Raw genomic sequence first — 8465 nt, 5'->3', positions numbered from 1 at the left:
CTGGAGCGCGACAAGATCGGCGCGGAACTGAAGGACGTCACCGACCAGATCGCCGATTACCTGGAGACGCTGGCCAACCGCGCGAAGCTGCTGGGCATCCTGCGCGACGCGCTGGTGGAGATGAAGGAGCGGTTCGGCACGCCGCGCCGCACCGAGATCCAGGACCTGGAGTTCGAGGCCGACATCGAGGACCTGATCCAGCGCGAGGACATGGTCGTCACCGTCAGCCAGTCGGGCTACGTGAAGCGCGTGCCGCTGTCCACCTACCGCGCGCAGAAGCGCGGCGGCAAGGGCCGGTCCGGCATGAGCATGAAGGCGGAGGACGCGGTCCCCGACCTGTTCGTCGCCAACACGCACACGCCGCTGCTGCTCTTCTCCACGCGCGGCATCGTCTACAAGCTGAAGGTCTACCGCCTGCCGCTGGGCAACCCGCAGGCGCGCGGCAAGGCCTTCGTCAACCTGCTGCCGCTGGAGGAGGGGGAGACCATCTCCACCGTCCTGCCGCTGCCCGAGGACGAGGGCACCTGGGGCGAGCTGCACGTGATGTTCGCCACCTCCAAGGGCGGCGTGCGCCGCAACAAGCTGTCGGACTTCGCCAACATCCGCTCCAACGGCCTCATCGCCATGAAGCTGGAGGAGGAGGGCGAGCGCCTGATCGCCGTGCGCACCTGCACCGAGGACGACGACGTGCTGCTGGCCACCCGCGACGGCCGCTGCATCCGCTTCCCGGTGCCGGAGATCCGCGTGTTCGCCGGCCGCACCTCCACGGGCGTGCGCGGCATCAAGCTGATGGGCGGCGACGAGATCATCTCCATGTCCATGCTGCGCCACGTCGAGGCCTCGCCCGGCGAGCGCGCCGCCTACCTCAAGAAGAAGAAGGAGGAGGGGCTGGACATGGTGGGCGAGTCGGCGCCGGAGGCCGACGAGATCCCCGCCGACACCGTCACCCTGACGCAGGAGCGCTACGACGAGCTGAAGCGGCTGGAGCAGTACGTGCTCACCGTTTCCGACCGTGGCTTCGGCAAGCGCACCTCGTCCTACGAGTACCGCACCAGCGGCCGCGGCGGGCAGGGCATCTGGAACATGGAGATGGGCGAGCGCAACGGCTCGATCGTCGCGGCGTTCCCGGTGACCGACGCCCACCAGGTGATGATGGTGACCAACGGCGGCCAGGTGATCCGCATGCCGATCCACGACGTGCGCGTGGCCGGCCGCAAGACCCTGGGCGTCACGCTGTTCCGCGTCGGCCCCGAGGAGCGCGTCGTCTCCGTCGCCTCCATCGAGGAGGAGGAGGACGCCAACGGAAACGGCAACGGCGACTCCAATGGCGACGTGAACGGTGACGTGAGCGACAACGCCAATGGCGAGAGCAACGGTGAAGCCGGCGGCGTGAACGGGGACACCCCGGACAGCAGCAGCCCGGAATCGACGGACTGACCGGATAAGGCCGGAAGGGAGCCACCATGTCCAAGCGCCGCATCGGGGTCTATCCCGGCACCTTCGACCCCATCACCAACGGGCACCTGGACATCATCCAGCGCGCCTCGCGGCTGGTCGACCACCTCGTCGTCGGCGTCGCCCGCAACGCCGGCAAGGGCCCGCTCTTCTCGACGGACGAGCGGGTGGCGATGGTGCGCGAGGACGTGGACGCGCTGGAGAAGAACGGCTGCACCATCGAGGTGCAGCCCTTCGACAACCTGCTCATGCACTTCGCCATGGAGTGCAAGGCCGGCGTCATCATCCGCGGCCTGCGCGCCGTCTCGGACTTCGAATACGAATTCCAGATGGCCGGCATGAACGCGCGTCTCAATCCGAAGATCGAGACGATGTTCCTGATGGCGTCGGAGCGTCACCAGTTCATCTCCTCGCGCTTCGTGAAGGAGATCGGCCGCCTGGGCGGCGACATCACGCAATTCGTCTCCCCGCGCGTGGTGAAGCACCTGGGCGACCGCTTCGCGCTGGAGGCCGGCGCCGACGACGCCAAGAAGATGCAGACGCTGAAACAGTGACGGACGGTTGACCGGAAGGCCGGCACCCCCTATGGTGCCGCCCTCCCGACGTCCTTGGGAGCGCGTAGCTCAGTCGGTAGAGCAACTGACTTTTAATCAGTAGGTCCTGGGTTCGAATCCCAGCGCGCTCACCATCATCAGCAAAGGCCCCGCGCGTTCCGCCGGGGCCTTTGCTTTTGCGGCCCGACGTCGACCATGTTTCACAGCGGAACGCCCGGCCCCGCACGGGGACGCCGTTCCAGACGACGAGGACCATGATGGACAGCGACTTGAAGTGCCCCCAGTGCAATTCCGAACACGTCTACAACGACGGCAGCCTCTGGATCTGCCCGGAGTGCGCCCACGAATGGAACCCCGATGCCGCCGGCGCCGCCGGTGCCGAGGCGTCGCAGGATCCTGTCATCCGTGACGCCAACGGCAACGTGCTCGCCGACGGCGACTCCGTGACCGTGATCAAGGACCTGAAGGTCAAGGGCTCGTCGCTGGTGGTCAAGGGCGGCACCAAGGTGAAGAACATCCGTCTGGTCGACGGCGCCGACGGCCACGACATCGCTTGCAAGATCGACGGCATCGGCGCCATGAACCTGAAGTCGGAGTTCGTGAAGAAGGCGTAGGGCGCTCATTCACCGACAGACCGTCCCCTGCGCAGCGGGGGCGTGGAGCCGGCGCCGCAGGCAACGAGCGCCGAAGGCGATCGTAGGCGGAGCGCGGTCGCCCGACTTGCGGGCGACCGTGGTGGCCGAGCGTAAGCGAAGGCCGGGTGGGGGCAAGTGTCGGCAAGGATCAGCCGCCCTCCGTAGGTTGGGCTAAGCCGCAGGCGCAGCCCAACGGCAGACAGCTTCCAAAGCGAAACTCCAAAGCGAAACGCCATGTGCCTTTTCCTGGGAAGGCAGATGGCCTCATCGTTGACACGCACTGGCGATCAGCCCCAAGCTTCAAGCCCCTGGGCCTCACCTACCAGGAAGTAGGCGCGCTAGCCGACCGTAACGCCGCGCAAGCGGACACCCGGTCAGGTGGGGTGGCGGCGCGCTGAAAACTTTGGCAATGTATAAGAAGATAACTCCTTTTCAGTAGAGCTTTGTAGATGCGCGAAAGAGCTAAAGAATGCCTTAGCAGGGCACATGCTCTATTGAGTGCAGGGGATGAGGCAAGTATCCGTTATGCATGCCTTGAAATTTGCTTGGCCCTTGAACTGCTTTGTTATGAAAAACTAGAAGCATTTATCGTCGACCTCCCCATAGAAAAAGCGTCCTCATGGCGTCCAAAAGACGTAATGGCCGCTATTTTGGAGCTTGACCCTGACGCTGAGCAAGATATGAAGGTAACGTTTTGGAAGGATGACGAGGGTGGGTTGCCAGGTCCGGAAATCACTCTCGGCGAATATAAGACATTTGGTGGAAAATGGGCAAATAAGGCTCACAACACACTTAGCTCATTCCTTCACGCCCCTACTTTAGATGACAACCGAAACGGTCGCGCGCCCAATCCTATCGCAAAGAAGAGGTCGATTGAAGATATATACGAAAAGTTATTATGCATAGCGTCGTCTAACATTACTAGTGTGAGATACTCGCCATCTATAGTAAATTTTGAATGTTCTGAATGTCACGCGAAAATAAAAAGAAAAGATGCTGGGCTTATTCATCATAAAAGCGTAGAGTGCTTTAAATGCAAGGCCCTATACCTTGTGGAGCGCACCGGGGATGGCGTGTATTTTACGCTCAAGGAAGCGGGGTTTCGCTGCGTGTCCTGTGGCGGGCTCAATGTCGTTGGTCAGCATATGCTAAAGCATGGGAAAGAGATCTCCTGCAATAAATGTTCATTCAAGAATACGATTGTCCGGTCGTGGGCCGTATTGGCAAAGAGATGATTGAAAAATAACCCGTGCCCTTCTCTTGGTTTACGTTAACGGTACAAGATAACGTTTTTAGTATGAATATATGTCGATCTATTCATCGGGCCGATGAATTCGGATGCCGCCCTGCAAAAGAACATGCTAGCCGAGAAAGAGCCAGAAAAACCCAACACTCCCGCATTGCAAGCGCGTTGGGTTTCGCCTTCGGCTCAACCCAACCTACGCCTCCACCCCCATCACCGCCTCAAACCGCTCCGCATCCGCGACGATGCCGCGCATCAGATCCTCGTGCCAATGGCTTACGCCACCGTCCGTGTCGTCCCGCAGGCGGCGCAGCTTCAGCAGCAGGCCGCGAATCGTGCCGGCGGGGGTGCGGGCGTAGCGGGTGCCGGCGGCGCGCATCGCGTGCAGGGAGGCGGTGAAGGCCGGCTGGCTCCACGGGTCGAGCCCCGCCGCGTCCAGGCGGTCGTAGAGCGCTTCGTGCGACTCCAGCATCCTGTCCAAGGCCTCGGCGGCGGCGATCAGGTCGGCGTCGGAACCGGCGGCGAGGCCGGGCAGGGGGACGGCGCAGGCCGCCAGTGGGGCGCCGAGGACGTGGCGGCGCGTTAACGGGTACGAAGGCTGCTTGATCATGGTCGGGCTCACGGTTGACCGGCTTTCCACGGCCGGGGCCAGCGAGCGGCGCTGGCGCCGGGAGGGTGGAAACACGCCCGTGAGAACGTGCCCGCCGCCTTCCCCTCGCGGGTCTTGTATAGCGGACGGACTCCCGGCAAAGCGCTGCCGGTCGCACCCGCAAGATGCGGGCACGGTCATTCGGCGGACTCGGCCGGCAGCCGGGGTCCGCCTATCACGGGTGCAGCGCAAGCCCCCAAGGGGACCCGCTGCGGGAGTTTCCACGCTCCGCCGCGAAGTGTGCCCCGGCGGTTCGGGCGGGGTCAAACGGCGTAAAGTCTCGGCGCGTTGACAACATTCCTACGATCCGCGATGATGGATGCGATCATTGGCCGTACCGCACCCAGCGTCAGCCCGTGCAAATCCCTCTGCGTGAAAACGACGTCGGTGAACGGATGCAACACCGCGCCGATTCCGTTGCATGGTGTTGCATCCGGTTGCATTGGGGGAAAATGGAGGCGGTGGCTGGATGAAACACCCCATCGAAAAGCGTTTCATCCGGTTTCATCCGGTTACATTCGCCCGGCCCCGCCGGGCAGCGCATGCGGTGGGCGGATGTGACACCCGCCTCCAGGCGTATCGCGGCGTAACATCCGGTAACATTTCCCCGGCGGCCGGGCCGGAAAAGGTCACCGGTTAAGGCGCGCTTAATTATGGCTAACAAAAAGTAAACGTGATGTTATGGCGTCACCCCAGCGATGGAGAGAGCCATGGCCCAGATCCTGATGTTCCCGACCCCCGCCGCCGCCCCGCAGCACCACGTGGAACCGGACACGGCCGATATGGCTCCGGATCAGGCCGAGGCCCTGGCCGTGTTCGAGCGGCTGATGGCCTTCCACACCGAGACGCAGCGCCAGATGGCCGACATCATGACGGCGGGCGGGCAGGCGATGGCCGCGCAGCCGACGGCGGAGGTCGTCTACTACCCCATCCTGCGCGCCGCCCAGGCCTGACGCGCAGGATCGGCCGGCGGGTCCGGTGGATCAAGGGCCCGCGCCGCGTGTTGTCCCAGGGCAACCGCCGCGATCAGGGAGATCCGCCATGCACCGCCCGCTGGGCCACCTGCTGCCCGTCCTCGGCCTGCTGTCGCTCGCCGCCTGTGCCGGCGGACCGGAGGCGCAGAGCCTCGACGCCATCTCCCCGGCGGCCCTGCTGGGCCACGTCGTGCTCTCCGCCGACGGCACGCGGGAGCTGGGGGAGGTGGAGGACGTGGTGGTCGGGCCGGACGGGCGCACCGCGCAGGTGCGCGTCGTCTCCAGCACGCCGATGTACTATCCCATGGAGCGGCGGGCGGACATCGACGCCGGCCAGTTCCGCTTCTCCCGCCAGCGCAACGGCCTGCTGCTGACCGGCATGGGGCCGCAGCAGTTCGCCAGCCTGCCCAACGCCATCTTCTCCGAGGAGAACGTGCTGGCCCTCGGCCCCTCGGCGGTGCCCACGCTGGTGGCGCCGTCGGCCGGGCTGCCCGGCGCGCCCACCAACTGGTGGGGCGTCCACGCCCGGTGATCGGTGCCCGGTGATCGGCGCCCGACCTGTGACCGAAGCGCCCGGCTGACCGGCGCGGGTTGACCCCCGCGCGGCCGGTCGGCTATACCCGGATTGGCTAGAACTTTTGTTTGTGTTTTAGGCACCGGACGCGACAACTGCTCGCATTGGGTGCTACGATGCCAACCGGGGATGCCACGGGGGCGGCGCTGCGCCGCGCCCCGTCGTGTGGCGCTTGAGGAAGCAGGAAGGGCCTTGTCCAACCGCACCGCGACCGAAACCGAGCAACCGGAGGAGCTGCGCGTCCTGAGCTTCACGCGCGCCCCCGGTTTCATGGCTTCGCTCGCCGCGAGCTTTCTCGACCACGGCCACTTCGCCACCGTCTACATGGACGAGGCGCAGCGCTGCCGCCACGCCGACGCCCGCTTCGGCCAGCTGCTGGGGGCCGCGCCGGACTCGCTGGTCGGCCGCGTGCTGGCCGACGTCGACAGCCCCTGCGTGGCGCCCATCGCCGAGGCCTTCGCCAAGGTCGTGCAGACCGGCGCCACCGTGCCGGTGGACTGCGTGGTGCCGCGCCCCGGCGGCGGGCGGGTGCTGCTGACCGGCTGCGTCGTGCCGCACCGCATGGGCGCGCAGGACCCTGAAGGCTACCTCGGCGTCTTCCAGGACATCGCCGACGAGGAGCGCATCGCCGACTTCCTGATGCGCCGCGACCCGTTCGTCAGCACCCTGCTGGACGCCGCGGTGGACGGCATCGTCATCGCCGACCGGCGCGGCGTCATCCGCTCCATCAACAAGTCCTGCTGCGAGCAGTTCGGCTACGAGGAGCGGGAGCTGGTGGGCCGCAACCTCACCGTCCTGATGCCGCCGCCCTTCTCGCGCGACCACGACCGCTTCGTGAACACCTATCTGGCGACCGATCGCTCCAAGATCATCGGCATGGGGCGCGAGACGCTGGGCAAGCGCAAGGACGGCACCGTCTTCCCCGTGCACATCAGCGTCGGTCAGGCGCGGATGGGCGAGGAGACGGCCTTCGTCGGCATCATCCGCGACATCTCCGACCGGCTGGCGGCGGAGCAGCGCGCCTCCTATCTCGCCCGGCACGACCCGCTGACCGGCGTGCTGACCCGCACCGCCTTCCTGGAGGAGTGCGAGGCGGTGCTGGCCGACGCCCTGCGCGAAGGCGAGCCGCCGCCCTGCTTCGCGCTGTTCAGCCTGGACGTGGACCAGTTCAGTGACGTGAACGAGGCCTTCGGCTTCCACGTCGGCGACGCGGCGCTGAAGGCGCTGGTCTCCCGCGTGACCGAGGTGCTGCCCAAGGCGACCTACATCTGCCGCATCGCCGCCGACGAGTTCGCGGCGCTGTCGCGGGTGGACGATCTGGAGCACGCCCAGGCCCTGGCGGAGGTGCTGCACGACCGCGTCACCGCCTCCATCTACGCCGACCGCCACTGGGTGCGGCTGCGCGTCTCGGTGGGTGCCGCGCTGCTCGACAACACGGTCCAGCGGGTCGAGGAGCTGAATGCCAAGGCGAAGCTGGCGCTCCAGTCCGTGCAGCACAACGGCGGCAACGCCGTGTGCTTCTACACGCCGGAAATGGCCGCCGCGGCGACCCGGCGCATGCTGCTGACCATGCACCTGGCGCACGCCATCGAGCGCAACGAGCTGCACCTCGTCTACCAGCCGATCATCGACTCGAAGACCGGGATCGTCACCAGCGCCGAGGCGCTGCTGCGCTGGACGCACCACACGCTGGGCGCCATCTCCCCGGGCGAGTTCATCCCGGTCGCCGAGGAGAGCGGGCTGATCGTGCCGATCACCGACTGGGTGCTGTCCACGGTGGTGCGGCAGATGGGCGAGTGGGACGGGCAGGGCGTGCTGCCGAAGCGGGTGTTCCTCAACATCTCCGGCCAGCAGTTCCTGCGCGGCAACCTGGCCCACCGGCTGATGGAGCTGCTGGAGAACCAGCCGCACCTGCGCAGCCACCTCGGCCTGGAGATCACCGAGCAGGCGGCGGTGCGCGACCTCAAGGTCGCGATCCGGACGCTGAGCGAGCTGGCCGACATTGGCGTGCAGGTGGCCATCGACGATTTCGGCTCGGGCTACTCCAGCCTGAGCTACGTGCAGCAGCTGCCGGTGGCGAAGCTGAAGATCGACCGCGCCTTCATCATCGACGTGCCGGAGAACAGCCGCAACGCCGCGCTGGTCCGCGCCGCGGTCGGCATGGCGCACGGCCTCGGGCTGGTGACGGTGGCCGAGGGCGTGGAGACGGAGGAACAGCGCGAGTTCCTCGCCTCCACCGGCTGCGACCAGCTCCAGGGCTACCTGTTCGGCCGCCCGATGATGCCGGAGGCGCTGGCCGAGATGGTGCGCGGGCAGCGGAAGCCGGCGCCCTAGCGGTGCGGGGCTGAGCCAGGTCGACGGCCTCACGCACGGAGGCAAGA

At 66.1% G+C, this 8465-nt stretch carries 8 protein-coding genes and 1 tRNA gene; 8 read left to right on the top strand and 1 reads right to left on the bottom strand.

Going from position 1 to position 8465, the window contains the following annotated elements; translation table 11 throughout:
- From VED21_RS02345 to VED21_RS02325, 5 genes are all read left to right on the top strand, one after another.
- A partial coding sequence (locus VED21_RS02345) for a DNA gyrase C-terminal beta-propeller domain-containing protein (protein WP_324880700.1) occupies positions 1-1437 on the top strand: 1437 nt, incomplete at its 5' end.
- 26 nt (positions 1438-1463) lie between these two features.
- Positions 1464-2009 carry a pantetheine-phosphate adenylyltransferase gene (coaD, locus tag VED21_RS02340; protein ID WP_324880699.1) on the top strand — a complete coding sequence of 182 codons (546 nt, stop codon included), beginning with the start codon at positions 1464-1466 and terminating at the stop codon, positions 2007-2009.
- Between the two features lie 58 nt (positions 2010-2067).
- Positions 2068-2143 (top strand) — tRNA-Lys (locus tag VED21_RS02335).
- Positions 2144-2266: 123 nt separating this feature from the next.
- Complete coding sequence (locus VED21_RS02330; protein ID WP_324880701.1) at positions 2267-2623, top strand: zinc ribbon domain-containing protein YjdM; 357 nt, start codon at positions 2267-2269, stop codon at positions 2621-2623.
- Positions 2624-3093: 470 nt separating this feature from the next.
- Positions 3094-3879 carry a hypothetical protein gene (locus tag VED21_RS02325; protein WP_324880698.1) on the top strand — a complete coding sequence of 262 codons (786 nt, stop codon included), beginning with the start codon at positions 3094-3096 and terminating at the stop codon, positions 3877-3879.
- A 204-nt stretch (positions 3880-4083) separates the two neighbouring features.
- On the opposite strand, the gene VED21_RS02320 is transcribed toward VED21_RS02325, so the two are convergent.
- Positions 4084-4497 (bottom strand): hypothetical protein, encoded by a 414-nt coding sequence (locus VED21_RS02320; protein WP_324880697.1) that lies wholly within the window; start codon positions 4495-4497, stop codon positions 4084-4086.
- Positions 4498-5246: 749 nt separating this feature from the next.
- Between VED21_RS02320 and VED21_RS02315 the strand changes: the two genes are divergently transcribed.
- The 3 genes from VED21_RS02315 to VED21_RS02305 all read left to right on the top strand — a co-directional run bounded on the left by VED21_RS02315 (position 5247) and on the right by VED21_RS02305 (position 8418).
- On the top strand, positions 5247-5489 hold the full coding sequence (locus VED21_RS02315; RefSeq protein ID WP_324880696.1) for a hypothetical protein: 243 nt from the start codon (positions 5247-5249) through the stop codon (positions 5487-5489).
- An 88-nt stretch (positions 5490-5577) separates the two neighbouring features.
- Positions 5578-6042 (top strand): hypothetical protein, encoded by a 465-nt coding sequence (locus VED21_RS02310; protein WP_324880695.1) that lies wholly within the window; start codon positions 5578-5580, stop codon positions 6040-6042.
- Between the two features lie 234 nt (positions 6043-6276).
- Positions 6277-8418, top strand: coding sequence for a putative bifunctional diguanylate cyclase/phosphodiesterase (locus VED21_RS02305; protein ID WP_324880694.1), 2142 nt, complete (start codon positions 6277-6279; stop codon positions 8416-8418).
- The last annotated feature ends 47 nt before the right edge of the window (positions 8419-8465 follow it).

The sequence above is a fragment of the Azospirillum sp. genome (assembly GCF_035627195.1).
In the GTDB taxonomy this organism is placed as follows: Bacteria; Pseudomonadota; Alphaproteobacteria; order Azospirillales; family Azospirillaceae; genus Azospirillum.
This window is presented reverse-complemented; position numbering and strand designations above follow the sequence as displayed.